This window comes from Alsobacter sp. KACC 23698 (assembly GCF_045348435.1).
Taxonomy (GTDB): Bacteria; Pseudomonadota; Alphaproteobacteria; order Rhizobiales; family Beijerinckiaceae; genus Alsobacter.
This window is the reverse complement of sequence record NZ_CP157484.1, coordinates 2,871,696-2,889,996: the sequence shown is the minus strand read 5'-3', so window position 1 is coordinate 2,889,996 and position 18,301 is coordinate 2,871,696. Positions and strand designations below refer to the sequence as shown.

The 18,301-nt window shown below is 69.2% G+C and carries 10 protein-coding genes; 5 read left to right on the top strand and 5 right to left on the bottom strand.

All coding sequences use genetic code 11. From position 1 onward, the window contains the following. Positions 1-194 precede the first annotated feature (194 nt). Positions 195-992, bottom strand: a complete 798-nt coding sequence (locus ABEG18_RS13535; protein WP_406853579.1) for a DsbA family protein — start codon at positions 990-992, stop codon at positions 195-197. Between the two features lie 63 nt (positions 993-1,055). After that, entirely contained in the window at positions 1,056-2,411 is a 1,356-nt protein-coding gene (locus tag ABEG18_RS13530; RefSeq protein WP_406853578.1) for a M48 family metalloprotease, read from the bottom strand. Positions 2,412-2,745: 334 nt separating this feature from the next. On the opposite strand from ABEG18_RS13530, the gene ABEG18_RS13525 reads away from it, so the two are divergent. Continuing rightward, entirely contained in the window at positions 2,746-3,855 is a 1,110-nt protein-coding gene (locus ABEG18_RS13525; RefSeq protein WP_406858608.1) for a pyridoxal phosphate-dependent aminotransferase, read from the top strand. A gap of 77 nt (positions 3,856-3,932) precedes the next feature. Here ABEG18_RS13525 and ABEG18_RS13520 read toward each other — a convergent pair whose 3' ends face one another. Further along, positions 3,933-6,896, bottom strand: coding sequence for an Rne/Rng family ribonuclease (locus tag ABEG18_RS13520; RefSeq protein ID WP_406853577.1), 2,964 nt, complete (start codon positions 6,894-6,896; stop codon positions 3,933-3,935). A 727-nt stretch (positions 6,897-7,623) separates the two neighbouring features. On the opposite strand from ABEG18_RS13520, the gene ABEG18_RS13515 reads away from it, so the two are divergent. The 3 genes from ABEG18_RS13515 to prfB all read left to right on the top strand — a co-directional run bounded on the left by ABEG18_RS13515 (position 7,624) and on the right by prfB (position 12,807). Further along, positions 7,624-8,874, top strand: a complete 1,251-nt coding sequence (locus tag ABEG18_RS13515) for an N-acetylmuramoyl-L-alanine amidase (protein ID WP_406853576.1) — start codon at positions 7,624-7,626, stop codon at positions 8,872-8,874. Between the two features lie 285 nt (positions 8,875-9,159). Next, positions 9,160-11,571, top strand: a complete 2,412-nt coding sequence (locus ABEG18_RS13510) for a penicillin-binding protein 1A (protein ID WP_406853575.1) — start codon at positions 9,160-9,162, stop codon at positions 11,569-11,571. 107 nt (positions 11,572-11,678) lie between these two features. Continuing rightward, positions 11,679-12,807, top strand: a protein-coding gene (gene prfB, locus ABEG18_RS13505) for a peptide chain release factor 2 (RefSeq protein ID WP_406853574.1) whose coding sequence is annotated in 2 segments (ribosomal slippage) — positions 11,679-11,747 and positions 11,749-12,807 — 1,128 coding nt in all. Because the reading frame shifts where the segments join, the coding sequence is not laid out codon by codon here. 21 nt (positions 12,808-12,828) lie between these two features. Here the strand turns inward: prfB and ABEG18_RS13500 are convergent. Further along, complete coding sequence (locus tag ABEG18_RS13500; RefSeq protein ID WP_406853573.1) at positions 12,829-14,196, bottom strand: peptidoglycan DD-metalloendopeptidase family protein; 1,368 nt, start codon at positions 14,194-14,196, stop codon at positions 12,829-12,831. Positions 14,197-14,277: 81 nt separating this feature from the next. Then, a complete protein-coding gene (locus ABEG18_RS13495) occupies positions 14,278-14,748 on the bottom strand; it encodes a peroxiredoxin (RefSeq protein WP_406853572.1) in 471 nt (156 codons plus the stop codon). A 149-nt stretch (positions 14,749-14,897) separates the two neighbouring features. On the opposite strand from ABEG18_RS13495, the gene ABEG18_RS13490 reads away from it, so the two are divergent. After that, complete coding sequence (locus tag ABEG18_RS13490) at positions 14,898-18,293, top strand: AsmA-like C-terminal region-containing protein (RefSeq protein ID WP_406853571.1); 3,396 nt, start codon at positions 14,898-14,900, stop codon at positions 18,291-18,293. The last annotated feature ends 8 nt before the right edge of the window (positions 18,294-18,301 follow it).

Genomic DNA, 18,301 nt, shown 5'->3' with positions numbered 1-18,301 from the left:
GCATGGGCGACGGCGAGGGCCGAGCTTCCTCTGGCGCCCGCCGGAGAGCGGGCCTTCGTCGTCGGCGTTCCGGCATGCGCAGCCGCGCCAGCAAAACCGACGCGTCGTCATAACCGCTTGTGCGCGCCAGGGGAAGCGCGCGCCGTTCGGCGGCGCGCCTCGTCAACAGCGGCGTGGCCGGGGCGCAGGCCTGTTCAGCAGGCCGCCTTGCCGCACTGGCGCACATTGGCGACGGCGGCGCGGAGCGGCTCGACTCCCTGGGACCCGAAGATGATGTCGTCGCCCACCACGAAGGCAGGCGTGCCCTGCAGCTTCAAGGTGTCGGCGACCTTCATCGTCTCTTCCACGGCGGCGCGCGTCTCGGCGCTCTCGACGTCCTTGGCGAGCCGAACCGGGTCGACGCCGAACTCCTTGGCGACCGCGATGGCGCGCTCCTTGCCGACGCGGCCCTTCGATTCCAGCAGCTTTTGATGAAAGTCGAAATATTTGTCGGCCTTGATCTGGTTCTTGGCCGCGACGGCCACGAAGGAGGCCTCGACCGAATCGGGTCCCAGCACGGGGAAGTCGCGGATCACGATGCGCAGCTTCGGATCGGTCTTGGCCATCTCGCGCATGTCGGCCAGCGACTTCTTGCAGTAGCCGCAGTTGTAATCGAAGAACTCGACGAGCGTGACGTCGCCGCTGGGATTGCCGAGCACGATGTTGCGCGGCGACTGGATGAGCGTCGCCGCGACCTGCCCGAGCGCGGACTTGGTGGCGACCTTCTCGGCCTCTTTCTGCCGGCGGTCGAGTTCGACGAGCGCCTCCTGAATCACCTCCGGGTTCTCCATCAGATAGGAGCGCACCATGTCGCGGATCGCGGTCTTCTGCTGCTCGGTGAAATCGGCGGCCTTAGTTTGAGCCATGCCGGAGACTGGCGCGAAGGCGAGCGCCGCCGCGAGGGCGATGCCCGCGATGGTGCGGCAGGTCGGGAGGGCGGCGGTCAGCAACATCGGGATCTCCTCGTCGGGGCCAGGTCGATCATGGCGCCCTGCGGTCTAGCGTTCCCACCATCCTTACGGACTTTTCGGCGGGCGCGTGTTCAAAATGTCGTCGGCCTTGAGCCAGCCGGGCGAATGAGGCGGCAGTTGCTCCTTGGCGCGGCTGGCCTGGGTGGCGGCCGCGTTGTAGTCGCCCTCGTTGAAGTAGGCCTGCGCGGCCGCATAGGCCGCCATGCCCTCGTTGCCCCGGATGGCGTAGGCGCGCGACAGGTGGCGCCACCCTTCCGCTCCCTCGGGCTCGCGCTGGACGGCGTTGGACAGCTCCCGGACGGCTTCGTCCGCGGAGCCTCGCGACTCGGTCGCCACCAGAGCGTGGCCCAGCAGAACGCGGATCGGCGTGGCGGCCGGCGCGAGCGCCACCGCCTTGCGCAGGATCGGGATGGCTTCCTGGGCCCGGCCGAACTCCAGAAGGATCTGGCCCTTCAACTCCCACAGATAGGGGTTGGCGCTCTCCTCCCGGATCAGCGCGTCGACCTGCGACAGGGCCTCGGGCAGCCGCTTGTACCGGTAGGCCACGATGGCGCGCGCGTAGCGGGCCGGGCGCGACACGTCGGACGCCGGGTAGCGGCGGCCGACCTCCTCGGCCTTGGCCATGAAGCCGAACAGCTTGGCCTTGGCCATGTCGTGGCGGGCCTGGAGGGCGGGCGGGTCCTTGGCGTCGAAATAGGGGCTCTTGTGGGCGAGCACGTCGAGATTGGCGATGCGCTCGTTCGGCATCGGGTGGCTGACCAAATAGGGGTCGATGCTCGACGTCTTGAACATCGCGTCCTGGTTGAAGCGCTGGAAGGTGTCCAGCATCCCACGCGGCGATTGCTGGGTCGCCGAGAGGAAGCGCACGGCCATGACGTCGGCGGCCTGCTCCTCCGAGCGCTGGTAGGACAGTAGGCTGCGCCTCACCAGTTCCTGCGAGCCGACCGCGATGCCCATCGCGCCGCCGCCGGCGTTCCCGACCCGGTCCCGCGAGGAAGCCGCGCCCACGACGGCGCCCGCGCCCAGAAGCATTCCGGCGATGGCCAGGATCTGGGCGTTGGCGAGCTGCTCGCGCAGGCGCTGCAGGTGGCCGCCCGCGATGTGCCCGGATTCATGCGCGATGACGCCGATGATCTCGTTCGGCGTCTTGGAATCCATGATGGCGCCGACATTGATGAACATGCGGCGGCCGTCGGCCACGAAGGCGTTGAACGACCGATCCGACACCAGGATGATCTGAACCGCGCCCTTGCGAATGTTGGCGGCCTGGAAGATCGGCGTCGCATAGTCGCGCAGCAAAGCCTCGACCTCGGCGTCGCGGACGATCGATTGGCGCGCGTCCTGGGCGGCGGCGAGCGGCGGCTGCACCGCGGCGGCGCCGGCCGCCAGGAGCGCGAGCATGGTGCGGATCGGGCGAGCGGTCCGGCCGCGGGCTGGCGAGCCGGGAGCCTTGCTGGTAGGGGAGCGGCGGACGAAACGAAGCATCGGGCCCTTTGCCTTTCGGCGCCCAACTTACGGATCGAGACCGGGCGGTCAAATCGCCGGGCTCCCGCTCCGCAAGGGCGCGCCGCATGTGCCTGCAGAACACGGCGACCCCATGGCGGACAGCTCCCACCTCCCATCCCGCACGTCCCCGCCGCCGGGCGGCGATCCGCCCCGCAGGCCCGCATCGGCGTGCGTGGGACCGCCGCGCCTCACGCCTGCGGCGCGCAGCGACGTCGAGCCCTTCCTGGCGATGGACGTGCTCGGCGCGGCGAACGCCATGGAAGCGGCCGGCCGCAGCGTGCTGCACATGGAGGTGGGCCAGCCCAGCGCGCCGGCGCCCCGCGCCGCCCTGGACGCGGCCGCGGCCGCCCTCGTCAAAGGCCGCATCGGCTACACCGAGGCGCTCGGCATGCCGAGCCTGCGCGAGCGCATCGCGCGGCACTACCGCGACGCCTACGGGATCGCTGTCCCGGCCGACAGGGTCGTGGTCACCACGGGGTCGTCGGGCGGCTTCATCCTGTCCTTCCTGGCGATGTTCGATCCCGGGGACCGCGTCGCGATCAGCGCTCCCGGCTACCCGGCCTACCGCAATACGCTGAAGGCGCTGGGCGTCGAGCCCGTGGAGATCGAGACGCATGCGGCCACGGGCTGGGCGCTCACCGGAGAGGCGGTCGCCCAAGCCCATGCCGAGAAGCCGCTGCGGGGCGTCCTGGCCATGAGCCCCGCCAATCCCTCAGGGGTGATGATGACCCGCGAGGCGCTCGCCGATCTCGGGCGCACCTGCCGCGAGCTCGGCCTCTGGTTCATCTCCGACGAGATCTATCACGGGCTGACCTATGACCGGCCGGCCGACACCGCGCTGGCCTTCGACCCCGACGCGGTCGTGATCAACAGCTTCTCGAAATATTACTGCATGACGGGCTGGCGCGTCGGCTGGATGGTCGTTCCCGAGATCCTGGCGCGGCCGATCGAGCGGCTGGCGCAGAGCCTGTTCATCTCCGTGCCGAAGCTCAGCCAGATCGCGGCCGAGGCGGCGTTTTCCGCGGTGGACGAGCTCGAAGCGGTCAAGGCCGGCTACGCCCGCAACCGGGCGATGCTGCTGCAGGAGCTGCCGCGCATCGGCCTGCCGGATTTCCTGCCGGTGGACGGAGCCTTCTACGTCTATGTGGACGTCGGCCGCTACACCAACGACTCCATGGCGTTCTGCCGCCGTCTGCTCGCCGAGACAGGCGTGGCGGCGACGCCGGGGCTGGACTTCGATCCCGGCCGGGGCTCGCGCTACTTGCGGCTCTCATTCGCCGGAGCGGAGGAGACGTGCCGGGAAGCCGTGCGGCGGCTCGGCCCGTTCCTGGCTGGCTGAACGGCCAGCATCGGCTCCTCGAAACTGAAAAAGGGCGGCCCCGGGGGGCCGCCCTTCTTGCTTTCAGGCGTGCGCTCTCAGGCGCCGGAGATGGCCGACTTGGCCTTCGCCCACCAGCCCGCCTTGCGGGGGGCGGCCGGCTCGGCGCCGATCACGACCGGTTCGGTGGTGATGGGCTCCGGCGCAGGCTCGGGAGCGGCGACGGCGGCCATGATCGGCTCAGGGGCCGCGGCGGGCTGGGCCGCCGGCTCCGGAGCGGCCGGGGGCGCGACGGTCTCGGCGACCGGCTCGGCCTCGGCGGGCGCTTGCGCCGCAGCCTCCGCGGCGGCCGCCTCGGCGGCGATCGACGCCTTCGTGCGGCGGGGCGCACGGGGCTTGCGGGCCGGCTTGGCGGGCGCGGCGGCGACGTCCGGCGACGCATCGGCGGCGGCTTCCACCGCAGCCTCGGACGCCAGCGTCACGGTCTCCTCCTCGGCGCCCGACACGGCGTCGTCCGCCTCGGCGCGGTCGCCGCGCAGGCGGCGCCCGCCGCGACGTCCCCGACGACGGCGCGCTCCGCCCTCGTCCTCGGCTGTCGGCACGGTCAGGCCGGCTTCCGCCTCGTTCAGGGCGAGATCCTGCGCAGTTTCGGCGTCCGCCGCGAGCCTCTCTTCGGGCTCGAAGGTGTGCGTGCCGCCGAAAGGCGCGCCCGACACGTCGGGCTGCGGGGCGTCAATCGGCATCGGCGCCTGATCGGAGCCGAAAGCCTCCGAACCGAACGCCTCCGGGCGACCCTCGCCGCCGCGTCCGCCGCGCCGCCGACGGCGCCTGCGACGCCGCCGCCCGCCATTCTCGCCGCCTTCGGCGTCGGCGCGCGCATCGTCCGGCCTTGGTCCGCGGTCCTGGCGCGGACCCCGGTCGCCCCTTTCGCGGTCTCCGCGTTCGCGATCCTGGCGAGGCGCGCGCTCCTCGCGCTCCTGCGGAGCGGCCTGGGCCTCCAGGATCTCCTCGCCCTCGTCCTCCTCGGCCTCGACCACGTCGTCGAGCTCGTCCTCGGGCATGTCGACGCTGTCGACATGGACGGCGGTCATCACGACCGGGCGCGGGTTCAGGATCTGCTCGCCGCGCTCGATGGCGAAGGCGTGCGAGCCGGTGTGCGTGTCGTCGGACAGGATCGTGATGTCGACGCCGAACCGGTCCTCCAGGCCGCGCAGGTGGCTGCGCTTCTGATTGAGGATGTAGAGGCACACCTCCGTCCGGGTGCGCACGAGCAGGTGGTGGCTGTTGCTCTTGATGAGCATCTCCTCCACGGCCCGCAGCACGTGCAGGGCGATCGAGGGCGTCGCCCTCACGATGCCGGCGCCCGCGCAATGCGGACAGGGCACCGTGGAGCCCTCGAGCACGCCGGTGCGGATGCGCTGGCGCGACATCTCCATCAGGCCGAAGGCCGAAATGCGCCCGACCTGGATGCGGGCGCGGTCGTTCTTCAGCGCATCCTTGAGGCGCCGCTCCACCGTGCGGTTGTTGCGGTTCTCCTCCATGTCGATGAAGTCGATGACGATCAGCCCGGCCAGATCGCGCAGGCGCAGCTGCCGGGCGACCTCGTCTGCCGCCTCGCAGTTGGTCTTGGTGGCCGTGTCCTCGATATTGTGCTCGCGCGTGGCGCGGCCCGAGTTCACGTCGATGGCGACGAGCGCCTCGGTCTGGTTGATGACGATGTAGCCGCCCGACTTCAGGGTGACCTGGTTGGAGAACATCGCGTCGAGCTGCGCCTCCACGCCGAACTTGGCGAAGACGGGCTGCGGATCGCGGTAGGGCTTCACGTTCTTGGCATGGCTCGGCATGAGCATGCGCATGAACTCCTTGGCGTCGCGGTAGGCCGCTTCGCCGGCGACGAGCACTTCGTCGATGTCCTTGTTGTAGAGGTCGCGAATGGCGCGCTTCACCAGCGAGCCTTCCTCATAGACGAGCGAGGGCGCGCTGGACTTCAGCGTCAGCTCGCGGACCGTCTCCCACAGGCGCATCAGGTATTCGAAGTCGCGCTTGATCTCGGTCTTGGTGCGCGAGGCCCCCGCGGTGCGCAGGATCACGCCCATCCCGTCCGGCACGTCGAGTTCCTGGGCGACGGCCTTCAGGCGCTTGCGGTCGACGGCGTCGGTGATCTTGCGGGAGATCCCGCCGCCGCGGCCGGTGTTGGGCATCAGCACCGAGTAGCGGCCGGCGAGCGACAGATAGGTGGTGAGGGCGGCGCCCTTGTTGCCGCGCTCTTCCTTGACGACCTGCACCAGCAGGACCTGCCGGCGCTTGATGACCTCCTGGATCTTGTACTGGCGGCGCGACGGGCGCGGCCGCTCCGGCAGTTCCTCGAGGGCGTCGCCCGCGCCGACCTGCTCGATCACCTCGTGGCGCTCGCCGCGGTCGTCCGAACCCCCATCGCGGGAGGAGCGCTCGTCGCGCTCGTCGGCGTGCTCGTCCCCGGCGTCCTGCCCGGGACGGTCGTCGCCGTGCTCGTGATCGTCGTCGCCGCCGTGGTCCCGCTCGTCGTGGTCGTCGTGGTCATCGGCGGAGGCGACCTCCTCGGGGTCGTCGCGCTCGGCGCGGACCGGGGGCTCCTCGGTGGCGGCCGACGGGTCGACCTCACCCGAATCGATGGCCGGAGCGTCTTCGGCCACCGTGGCGTCGCCGCTGTCACCGCCGGACCGGCGCGCCGACTTGCCCTTCGGACGACGCCGGTTGCGACGGCCGTTGTCTTCCGCCTCGTCGTGGTCGCGTTCGTGACGGGCTTCTTCCTCGATCAGCGCCTGCCGGTCCGCGACGGGGATCTGGTAGTAGTCGGGATGGATTTCGCTGAAGGCCAGGAAGCCGTGCCGGTTGCCGCCGTAATCGACGAACGCCGCCTGAAGGGACGGTTCGACCCGGATCACCTTGGCGAGATAGATGTTCCCGCGGAGCTGCTTCTTGTTGGCGGACTCGAAATCGAACTCTTCGACTCGGCTACCGCGGACCACCACGACCCGGGTTTCTTCCGGGTGCGAGGCGTCGATGAGCATCTTGTTGGCCATGAGGATCTCTCATTGGCGCTGCTCCCGTAGGCCGGCCAGTCTTGTCGAGAATAACGTAAGCCGTGCGCCCATGTCGGGCGGCGGCGGAACGGGGGCGACAAGCGAACGGACGGAACGGGCCACAACGCGCAGTTGTTGCCGCAAATGGGCGTGGGTTGAACATGCGCTGAAGGCCGTGGGGCGGATTCGGAGCCGACGGAGCGCTCCCGGCCGTCCTTCGACGGCCGCGGTCTGAAGCTCTCGACGGGTCCGGAGCTGTCTGCTCACGCCACGACCTCGACACCTTTTTCGGGGCCGACGATTTCGATGAACCTCGCGAGAGGGACCCTTTGTCGGCCTGGGCGCCTCGACGGGGGGACCGCGTGCGAGGCATTCTGGCGTCACGCTGCCGAGGGTGTCTCCGGAAAAACTGCAACCCGGTCAGCGCGGAGGCCTTGGGCGGCAAGAACCGGTTACGGTGCGGAGCCTCGGGAAGCGAGGAGCCCGTCCGTGCGACGCGGAGACGTGACACTCTCCTCTTAAGGGTGAAACCCTGCCCTACGCAAGCATTTATGCGCGGTGTGACCGCACCGCAACATGGCCGCCGGAAACCCTGAGGAGGGGGTCAGGATTGGTTAACCAAGACGGTTCTATAGCCTATGAACCGGAAGTGGCACGACGCGCCGGAGGCCTTATGGCCGCCCCTTCCGAGGCGTAGCTTGATGCGGATCGCGGAGGGAAGGTCAGCATGCCTCGAGACCGGTGGAGACGCCTGAAGCTCCTGGCCCTTGGCGTCCCGGGGATCTCCGCGATGCTCGCGCTCGGCTCGCCGTCGGCCATGGCCGGATCGGCTCCGTCCGGCCCGCCCGCGCCGGTGGCCATCGAGGCGCAGCTCTCGGGCGACGCGGCCGCCACCAAGCTCGTCTTCACCCTGTCGTCGACCATCAATCCCACCGTGAAGGTGCTGGAGAAGCCGGACCGCATCGTCCTGGATCTCGCAGAAGTGAACTTCCAACTCCCCGCCGACGCCGGGCGCAAGTCGCGCGGGCTGGTGAAGTCCTTCCGCTATGGGCTGATCGGTCCCGGGCGTTCGCGCGTGGTGATCGAGCTCGCCGGACCCGCGACCGTCGCCCGCACCTCGAACGAGAGCGTGATGGAGGGGGCCGCGAACGCCTTCGTGATCGAGCTTCGCCGCACGGACCGGGACAGCTTCGCCAAGGCGGCCGCGGCCGACCGCTCCTCCAGCGCCGAGCCGCCGCTGCGGCTCACCCAGGGTGCCGCCGCCGACCATCGTCCCGTGGTGGTTCTGGACCCGGGGCATGGCGGCATCGACACCGGGGCGATCGGCATCGGCCACACGGTGGAGAAGGACGTGGTCTTCGCCTTCACGCAGGAGCTGAAGGCCAAGCTGGAGAAGTCCGGCCGCTTCCGGGTGGTGGTGACGCGCGACACGGACGAGTTCATCTCGCTGCGCGACAGGGTGCGCGTCGCCCAGGCCAACAACGCCAGCCTGTTCGTCTCCATCCACGCCGACACGCTGCAGGCCAGCCCCGAGGTGAGGGGGCTGACGGTCTACACCAACGCCGACCGGGCCTCCGACGCGGAGGCGGCGCGCCTCGCCGACACCGAGAACAAGGCCGACAGCCTCGCCGGAGTCGATTCGGAAAGCGCGACCGAGGAGGTCGCCGGCATCCTGGGCGAGCTCACCCGTCGCGAAACGCGGACCTACTCGCACCTCTTCGCCCGCAGCCTGGTGGGCAAGATCACCGCGGCCTCGAAGCTGAACAAGAATCCCCATCGCTCGGCGGGCTTTTGGGTTCTGCGAGCGCCCGACGTTCCGTCCGTCCTCGTCGAGCTCGGCTATCTCTCCAGCAAGAGTGACGTCGAGTTGCTGACCGCCCAAGGCTGGCGCGACAAGGCCACTGATTCGATCTCCGCCGCCATCATAGGCTTTCTGTCGCCGCGGACCGTGCAACAAAGCCAGGTGGCGACGCCTTGATCTGGGCGAATTGTCGCGTTTAAACCACATGGGCGCGTCACGGACGTGACGAAGCCCTGTTTGCTGGTGTGAGTCGTCGAGGGGACGTGTAAAGATCCCGAGAGCGCATTCGCGGCGGCGAAGCTCCGTTCCGCTGTGCGGGGCGGTCCGCCGCGTCGAGGCGAAGGCGACTCGCTGACGCCCGGATCGACGGCGATCGTAAGGAGGCGGGTCTGGCCTGGAACGTTGGGTTCCGGCCGACCGGATGGGCCCCGGCCCGAAACTGCAAGGCGGACGGCGCAACCGATGCGGTATGTACTTCGGCTGATCGGATTGATGTTCACCGCGGGGGCGATCCTGTTTCTGGTCGGGGCCGCCGGCGCGGGCTTCATTCTGTGGAAATATTCGCAGGATCTGCCGGACTACACCCAGCTCGCCAACCACGAGCCGGCCGTGATGACCCGGATGCACGCCGGCGACGGCAGCCTGCTGGCGGAATACTCGCGCGAACGGCGGATGTTCATCCCCATCCAGGCCGTCCCCAAGCTCGTCGTGGCGTCGTTCCTGTCCGCCGAAGACAAGAATTTCTACAAGCACCAGGGCGTGGACCCTGAGGGCATCGCCCGCGCCGGCGTCTATTTCTTCAAGCGCGACAAGGGCTCCCGGCCCCAGGGCGCGTCGACCATCACCCAGCAGGTGGCCAAGAACTTCCTGCTCACGAACGAGCAGACCTTCGATCGCAAGATCAAGGAGCTCCTGCTCGCCCTGCGCATCGAGTCGACCTACACGAAGGACAAGATCCTCGAGCTGTATCTGAACGAGATCTATCTCGGCCTCGGCAATTACGGCGTCGCGGCCGCCGCGCTGAACTATTACGGCAAGTCCGTCCACGAGCTCACCCTGGCTGAGACCGCCTATCTGGCGGCGCTGCCGAAGGCGCCGAGCGACCTCCACCCCTTCCGAAACCGCGATCGGGCGGTGGATCGGCGCAACTACGTCATCGATCGCATGGTCGAGAACGGCTACGTCTCGCGCGAGGACGGAGAGAAGGCGAAGAAGGAGCCGCTCAACGTCAATCCGCGCTCGCTCTCGCCGAACTCCTACGCGGCGGGGTTCTTCGCCGAGGAAGTCCGGCGCGAGCTCGCCGAGCGCTACGGCGAGAAGAAGCTTTACGAGGGCGGCCTGTCGGTCCGCACCACGCTCGACCCCAAGATGCAACTCATGGCGCGCAAGACGCTGGCCGACGGCCTCGTGCGCTACGACGAGGCGCATGGCTGGCGCGGCGCGATCCAGCGGCTCGACATCACCGGGAAGGACTGGGGGGCCCCGCTCGGCGAGGTCCCGGCGCTGGGCGACGTCCAGCCCTGGCGGCTCGCCGTGGTGATCGACGTGAACGGCGACACCGCCCGCATCGGCCTGCAGCCGCGCCGCGAGCCCTCGGGCCAGCTGGAGCGCGAGCGCGAGACCGGGACGCTGACGAATGACGGGGCGAAATGGACCCGCAAGCCCGTCCGCCAGCTCGTGACCCCCGGCGACGTGATCTATGTCGAGCCGCAGGATCGCGGCCAGTTCCGGCTGCGCCAGCTGCCGGAGATCTCCGGCGCGCTCGTGGCGATGGACCCCTATACGGGCCGCGTCTACGCCATGGTGGGCGGCTTCTCCTACGACCAGTCCAAGTTTAACCGCGCCACCCAGGCGATGCGCCAGCCGGGCTCCTCGTTCAAACCCTTCGTCTACGCGACGGCGCTCGACAACGGCTACACGCCGTCCTCTGTGGTGATGGATTCGCCCATCGAGATCGACATGGGTCCGGGCCAGGAGGTCTGGCGTCCGGAAAACTATGACGGCAAGTCCGGCGGGCCGCATACGCTGCGCTACGGCATCGAGCATTCCAAGAACCTGATGACCGTGCGTCTCGCCCAGGACGTCGGCATGCCGCTGATCTCCGAATACGCCAAGCGCTTCGGCGTCTATGACGACATGCTGCCGGTGCTGGCCATGTCGCTGGGCGCGGGCGAGACCACCGTGATGCGCATGGTGACCGCCTATTCGATGTTCGTGAACGGCGGCAAGCGCATCAAGTCGACCCTGATCGACCGCATCCAGGACCGCTGGGGCCAGACCATCTACAAGCACGACGAGCGCCAGTGCGTCTCCTGCGACGCCGAGAAGTTCAACGGGCAGAACGAGCCGAAGCTGGTCGACAAACGCGAGCAGGTTCTCGACCCGCTGACGGCCTATCAGGTCGTCTCCATGCTCGAGGGCGTCGTCCAGCGCGGCACCGCGACCGTCGTCAAGGAAGTGGGCAAGCCCCTGGCGGGCAAGACCGGCACGACCAACGACGCCAAGGACGTGTGGTTCGTCGGCTTTTCGCCGGACCTCGCGGTGGGCGTGTTCATGGGCTACGACAAGCCGCGCTCGCTCGGCAACTCGGCCACCGCGGGCCAGTATGCGGCTCCGATCTTCCGCGACTTCATGAAGCTCGCGCTGGCCGACAAGCCGGCGACGCCGTTCCGCGTGCCGCCGGGGATCAAGCTGATCCGGGTGTCGGGCGGGACGGGCCTGCGCGCCGGGCCGGGGGATCCGGGAGGCTTCCTGGAGGCGTTCAAGCCCGGGACGGCGCCGCCCGACACCTATTCGGTGATCGGGGCCGGCGGGACCGGGGTCTCGCCCGAAGCCGATCGGGCCGTCGGATCGGGCACGGGCGGGCTGTATTAGGGGGCCGAGGCCTCCTCCTTTACACCCGGCCCGCACGCCGCTACCACTCCGGCGACCGCCGCGATCGATCCGCCGCGGCTTCCTTCACCCCTAGACGTGAGATTTCCATGCGCGCCGAGATCGAAGCGCTGGTCGAGTCCGCCAAGCAGTCCGTGGGACTGCTGAGGAGGCATCTTTGACTTCGACGCAGCCACGAGACGCCTCGCCGAACTGAACGCGAAGGCCGAAGACCCCGAACTCTGGAACGACGCCGACGCCGCCCAGAAGGTGATGCGCGAGCGCACCGAGCTGGAAGACCGCCTGTCCTCGATCACGCGCCTGGAGCGCGAGCTGGACGACGCCGTCACGCTCATCGAGCTGGGCGACATGGAGCAGGACCAGACGGCCGTCTCCGAAGGCGAGGAGGCCATCCGCAACGTCCAGGCCGAAGCGGCGCGCCGCCAGATCGAGACGCTTCTGTCCGGCGAGGCCGACCAGAACGACGCCTATCTGGAGGTCCATTCGGGCGCGGGCGGGACCGAGAGCCAGGACTGGACCAACATGCTCATGCGCATGTACACGCGCTGGGCCGAGCGGCGGAAATACAAGGTCGAGCTGGTCGACATCGCCGATGGCGAGGAGGCCGGGATCAAGGGCGCGACGCTTCTGATCAAGGGCCACAACGCCTACGGGTGGGCCAAAACCGAATCGGGCGTCCACCGCTTGGTGCGCATCTCGCCCTTCGATTCCAACGCGCGGCGGCACACCAGCTTCGCGTCGGTGTGGGTCTATCCGGTCATCGACGACCGCATTCAGATCGACATCAAGGAGAGCGACTGCCGGATCGACACGTTCCGGTCGTCAGGCGCGGGCGGCCAGCACGTCAACACCACCGACTCGGCGGTGCGCATCACCCACATCCCGACCGGCATCGTGGTCGCCTGCCAGCAGGAGCGGTCGCAGCACAAGAACCGCGCCAAGGCATGGGACATGCTGCGGGCGCGCCTCTACGAGCGCGAACTGCAGATCCGGGAGGAGAAGGCCAACGCCGAGGCCGCCTCGAAGACCGATATCGGCTGGGGCCACCAGATCCGCTCCTATGTGCTGCAGCCCTATCAGCTCGTGAAGGACCTGCGGACCGGGGAGCAGTCGACCAGCCCGGGCGACGTGCTGGACGGCAAGATCGATCCGTTCCTGGAAGCCGCGCTGGCGCAGCGCGTCTATGGCGGCGGCGAGGCCGTCGAGGACATCGACTGACGCCGAGAAGGGCCGGAGCGCTCAGCCCGGCCCCAGCCTGCTCGCCATCTTGAGATAGCGCAGGGGATCGACCGGCTGGCCGTCGATGCGGGTCTCGTAGTGGAGGTGGGGTCCGGTCGAGCGCCCGGTGGAGCCTACCCGGCCGATGATGGTCCCGACCTCCACCTGCTGGCCTTCCTCGACCAGGATGGCCGAGAGATGCCCGTAGCGGGTCGCGATGCCCGAGCCGTGGTCGATTTCGACCAGGTTGCCGTAGCCGCCATACCACTCCGCCATCGTCACCTTGCCGGCGGCCGTGGCCCGCACCCCTGAACCCGCCTCGTCGCGCAGGTCCAGGCCCGTGTGCAGGGCCATGCCCCGCGTGAAGGGGTCGACCCGGTAGCCGAAAGACGAGGTCTGATCCAAGTCCCCCTTCAGCGGGCGGCGAATCGGGAGCGCGTCGACGACGCGCTTGAGCTTCTCGCTCTCCTGCAGGGAGATCTGGACGCGCGCCAGCAGGCTCTCGAACGGTCCGGCGTCCTTATCGGCCCGGACGGGCACATAGGGACCGCCCTGGGCCGGCGTGTTGGGGAAGCGGCTGGGCGAGAGGCCGAGCTCGGCGATCACGCTCTGGTAGCGGGATGCGGCGTTGCGGGCCTGGCTCTCCATCCTGGCGAGCGCCGAGACCTGGCTGTTGTCCAGCCGGGCGAGCTTGGCCGCGATGGCGCCGAGCTGATGCTGGACCGGGCCGCTCTTGAGGAACTCCTTTTCCGGCCAGGCCGCCGCGACAGCGTCGCCGCGGGCGCCCGGGACGACGTCGCCCGCATCGGCGCTGCTGCCGCGCAGGGGCGCGGGCTCCATCAAGGGGCGGGGCCGGGGCGGCTCGGTGGGCGCGAAGCCCAAGGCGGACGGGGGAATGGGGCCGCCCTGGTTGCGGCTGGAGAAGAGGGGCGGGGGCTGGGCGGCCGACGTGGATCCCGGAGCATCGACGGCCGACATCCTGCTCTGGCCCTCCATCCGGGCGGCGAGAGAGGCGACCAGCGCCTGCCGGTTCTCCAACTGGGCCTGCCGGGAGAGGAGCTCCTGGACCTTGCCCTCGAACGAGTCCTGGTCGACCAGCTGCCGGCTCGTGAGCCGGTCGACGCCCGTCCGGAGCGCGGCGATCCTGTCCTCGTAGGCGTATTGCATCCGGGTCTGGCGCGCCATGAGGCCGCCGAGGATGTCGTCCCGGAACACCATGTAGGCCGTGGCCGCCATCGACCAGGCGACCAGCAGGACGCCCAGCGTCATCACGACGCCGATGGCCCACCGGCTGACCTCGAAGGAATGCGACAAGGACCTGCCGTCGACCGACACCACGATCGACGACGAGGACGCCCGAGCCGACTTGCGCGAAGGATCACCTGTCATCAAAGACCTCGCAGGGCCGAACAGGCCCTGCGATCATTAGAGATGCTTAAGGTTAATCAACCCGTAAGGCCGGGATACTGCTCAGGCGGACTTTGCGGCCGCGAGCACCTCGGCGGCGTGTCCGGGGACCTTCACCTTCGGCCAGACCTGCCGGATCGCGCCATCCGCGCCGACCAGCACGGTCGTGCGCTCGATCCCCATATATTTGCGGCCGTACATGCTCTTTTCGACCCAGACGCCATAGGCTTCCAGCATCGCTTTCTCCTCGTCCGACGCGAGCGGAAAATCGAGGCTGTATTTGGCCTTGAACTTGTCATGGCTCTGAACGCTGTCGGCCGACACGCCGATGATCTCGGCGTTCGCGGCTGCAAAGTCGGCGCGCAGGGCGTTGAACTCCATGGCCTCCTTGGTGCAACCGGACGTGTCGTCTTTGGGATAGAAGTAGAGGACGACCTTCTTGCCCTTGAGATCCGCGAGCGAGATGGAGCTTCCGCCGTCGCGGGGCAGCTTGAACGCTGGCGCCTGCTGTCCAACCTGCAATTTTTCCGACATATCGCCTTCCTTTCGTCGAATCGGCATGACCCTTAGCGTACGGCTGACAGGCCGCGCCGGATGATTCTCGCTCGCGGGAGACGAGGCGTGTGTTCATCATCGCCGGACGGGGCATCGACGAACACCTATCACGAGCGCGAACTGAAGGAATGACCGCCGAAGGATCCAACATCGCCCGCCGCGTGGCGCGGTCGTGCAAGCGGGCGCGACCGGGCGAGGCGCGGGCGCGTCGCAAGCCGGGCAGGCGGGTCGCCTGGGCGCTGGGCGCGTTGGCCGGCGTGGTCTGCCTTCTGGCGCTTGTCGGCGCCGGAGCGGTCGCGTGGCGTCTGCGGCAAGGTCCGATCGAGATCGACCCCTTCGTCGAGCGGATTTCGGTGGCTCTGGAGCAGCAGTTCGGCAACGGCTTCGACGTCGACATCCAGCACGCCCAGCTGGAGTGGTCCGATTCGCCCATGCTCACCGTGTCGGGCGTCACGATCCGCGACGCGCAAGGCAATCTGGTGGTCGCGGCGCCGCAAGCCGACATCGGCTTCGACATGGCCTCGCTGGCCGTGGGCGGGCTGGTGCCGCGGCGCATCGACCTCATCGGTCTGGCGGTCTCGCTCACCATCGATCCGGACGGCTCCGTCTCGGTCTCGGCGGTCGGGTCGGACGCCGCCGACGCGCCGGCGCCGGTGCAGCCGACCGACACCAGCTTCGGCCCGGGAGCGATTCTCGACGCGCTCGGGGCCAAGACCGGCCCCATCGCGGTGCTGGAGCGCGCCGGCGTTCGTGACGGGCGCCTGCGGGTGAACGATCGCCGCCGCGGCCGCAGCATCGTCTACGACAAGCTCGGGCTGGCCTATTCGCGGCCGAACGAGGCCCAGGGCCGCCTGATCATGGCGGCCACCGGCCCGTCCGGTCCGTGGACCATGGCGCTGACGATCGCGGGCCAGAAGGGCGGCGAGCGGACGATCGGCCTCACCACCGACAACCTCGCAGTCTCCGACCTGCTGGGCATGGCCGAGCCGGGCGCGATCCCGGTCTCGACCGACATGCCGATCGACGCCAGCCTGCGCCTGACGCTGGGCGCCGACAACGCCGTGGCCGCGCTCGAGGGCCAGGTCACCGGCCGCAAGGCCATGGTCCTGTTCGACGATCCGGACGCCGAGCCCCTCTTCGTCGACGAGCTGAAGGGCGAGATCGGCTGGGACGCGGCCCGCCACGCCATGCTGGTGAAGCGCCTGGAGGTGAATGCGGGGGACACGCGCGTGGCCGTGGCGGGCTCCCTGACGCCGCCGACGGCCGCCAGCGAATCCTGGGCGGTGGACCTCGTCTCGAACGGGGCGACGCTGGCCGGCGAAGGACCCAAGGACAAGCCGATCCCGATCGCGCAGGCGAGCTTCAAGGGCCGCATCCCGCTCGGCTTCGGCGGGCTCGCCATCGATCGGCTCGATCTCGGCGGCCCGGGACTCGGGATCGTCCTGTCCGGCTCGCTCGGCCGGGTCGACGGGTTCGAGGGCCTGCGGCTCGACCTTACGACAAGCCGGATGCCGGTGCGCTCGCTCCTGGCCTTCTGGCCGACGTTTATCGTTCCCGAGGTGCGAGCCTATCTGGTCGAGAGCATCCAGTCGGGGACGGTCGAGGCGTTCCGCTACCGCACCGCCATGTCGCCGGCCATGCTGGCCGACGCGGTGGCCAAGCGGCCGATTCCCGACGACGCGGTAGCGCTGGACACGACGGTGTCGGGCGGCGTCATGCGGGTCGCGCCAGGCCTGCCGCCTCTCACCGATATCGAGGCTGTTGGGCGCGTGACGGGCCGGACCGTGGCCGTCACGGTGCGCCGCGCGGCCGTCGCGGCCGGCGTGGGCCAGCCGATCGCGCTCGCCAACGGGCGCTACGACGTGGCGGACACCTCCGCCAAGCCCACGGTGGCCAAGGTCGCCTTCGATGCGTCCGGGCCCGCCGAAGGCGCGCTGGCGCTCCTTAAATCGGAGGCGTTGCGGCCCTATTTTCCGGCTCCGGCCGACGTCGCCGGCGTGAAGGGACATGTCGACTTCAAGGCCGCGATCTCGTTCCCGCAACAAGCCGTGCTTCAGCCTTCGGACGTCTCGGTCCAACTGCAGGGCGTGGCTTCAGGCTTCGGCGCCGACAACGTCTTCGGCAAGGAGAAGATCGAGGGCGCGAACCTGGCCATCACCAATGATCGCGCCGGCATCCTGGTGAAGGGCGACGGGCGGATCGGCGGCAGTCCAGCCAGCATCGAGCTGCGGCAGCCGACGGGCGCCGCCGGCGAGGCCGTCGTCAGCCTCGCTCTGGACGAGGCGGGCCGGGCCAGGCGCGGGATCAAGCTGCCGCAGATCACCGGCACGGTCGACGCCAAGATCACCGTGAAGGACCTCGGCGCTGCGCGCGTGATCCCGCGCGTCGATCTCGACCTGACCCGCGCCAACATCGTCGACCTGCTGCCCGGCTGGGTGAAGACGCCGGGCAAGACGGCCAAGGCCTCCTTCAAGCTCGACAGCGACGCGGACGGGACGACCCTGGACGAGTTCACGCTGGACGCCTCGGGGCCGGTCTCGGCCCGCGGAGCGCTGCGCCTGGGCGCCGACGGATCCCTCGTGGCGGCGAGGCTCTCTTCGCTGAAGATCTCGGCCGGCGACGACATGCGGGTCGATCTGGAGAGGCAGGGGAACTCGTCCCGGGTTTCGCTGAAGGCCAGCTCCATCGACGCGCGTCCCGTGCTGAAGGCGCTCATGTCGCCGGGCGCGAGCCCCATGGCGGGGCCGGGCGACATCGACCTCGACATCAAGGCCCAGAGCGTGCTGGGGCTGAACGGCCAGATATTTTCGGCCGTGGACGGCCGGATCTCGATCCGGGGCGGCGATTTCCGGGATTTCAGGCTGGCGGGCCGGTTCGGGGCCGCGCCTGTCGTCGGACAGATGGCGCGCGACGAGGCGGGACGCCTCGGCATCGTGATCGAGAGCGCCGACGCCGGCGACTTCCTGCGCTTCTTCGACATCTACCGGAGGATGCAGGGCGGGGCGATGCTGGTGCAGCTCAACGGCGCGGCCCCGCAGATGAGCGGGACCTTCGTGGTGAACCGCTTCGTGCTGCAGAACGAGCCGGCCCTGGCGCGAAGCGCGCCGGACCAGCAGAACAATGTCAGCTTCACCAAGCTGAAATCCGGCTTCGCGGTCGGCGGGGGCAAGCTCGTCATCCGTGACGCCACGATGTGGGGCCCGGCGGTCGGCGGCACGCTGGAAGGCTCGCTCGACTTCACCCGCGACAAGGCGGACTTCTCGGGCACCTTCGTGCCCGCCTATGGGCTCAACAACATCTTCAACCAGGTGCCGATCGTCGGCCCCATCCTGGGAGGCGGCCAGCACGAGGGTTTGTTCGCGGTCAATTTCCGCATCGCCGGCAAGGCCAGCCAGCCGACGGTGAGCATCAACCCGCTGTCGGCGGTCGCACCGGGCTTCCTGCGGAAATTCTTCGGCGTGATGGGCGGCCCAGAGGTGACGGGCTCCGGGGCGCCGCCTCCGCCGCCGGTGTCGGACCACTGAGCCGAGCT

Excerpts from the sequence above, each read along its gene's own strand:
- ABEG18_RS13520 (WP_406853577.1), bottom strand. The coding sequence starts at position 6,896 with ATGGCCAACAAGATGCTCATCGACGCCTCGCACCCGGAAGAAACCCGG.
- ABEG18_RS13510 (WP_406853575.1), top strand. The coding sequence starts at position 9,160 with ATGCGGTATGTACTTCGGCTGATCGGATTGATGTTCACCGCGGGGGCG.
- ABEG18_RS13495 (WP_406853572.1), bottom strand. The coding sequence starts at position 14,748 with ATGTCGGAAAAATTGCAGGTTGGACAGCAGGCGCCAGCGTTCAAGCTG.
- ABEG18_RS13535 (WP_406853579.1), bottom strand. The coding sequence starts at position 992 with ATGTTGCTGACCGCCGCCCTCCCGACCTGCCGCACCATCGCGGGCATC.
- ABEG18_RS13515 (WP_406853576.1), top strand. The coding sequence starts at position 7,624 with ATGCCTCGAGACCGGTGGAGACGCCTGAAGCTCCTGGCCCTTGGCGTC.
- ABEG18_RS13530 (WP_406853578.1), bottom strand. The coding sequence starts at position 2,411 with ATGCTCGCGCTCCTGGCGGCCGGCGCCGCCGCGGTGCAGCCGCCGCTC.
- ABEG18_RS13525 (WP_406858608.1), top strand. The coding sequence starts at position 2,746 with ATGGACGTGCTCGGCGCGGCGAACGCCATGGAAGCGGCCGGCCGCAGC.
- ABEG18_RS13500 (WP_406853573.1), bottom strand. The coding sequence starts at position 14,196 with ATGACAGGTGATCCTTCGCGCAAGTCGGCTCGGGCGTCCTCGTCGTCG.
- ABEG18_RS13490 (WP_406853571.1), top strand. The coding sequence starts at position 14,898 with ATGACCGCCGAAGGATCCAACATCGCCCGCCGCGTGGCGCGGTCGTGC.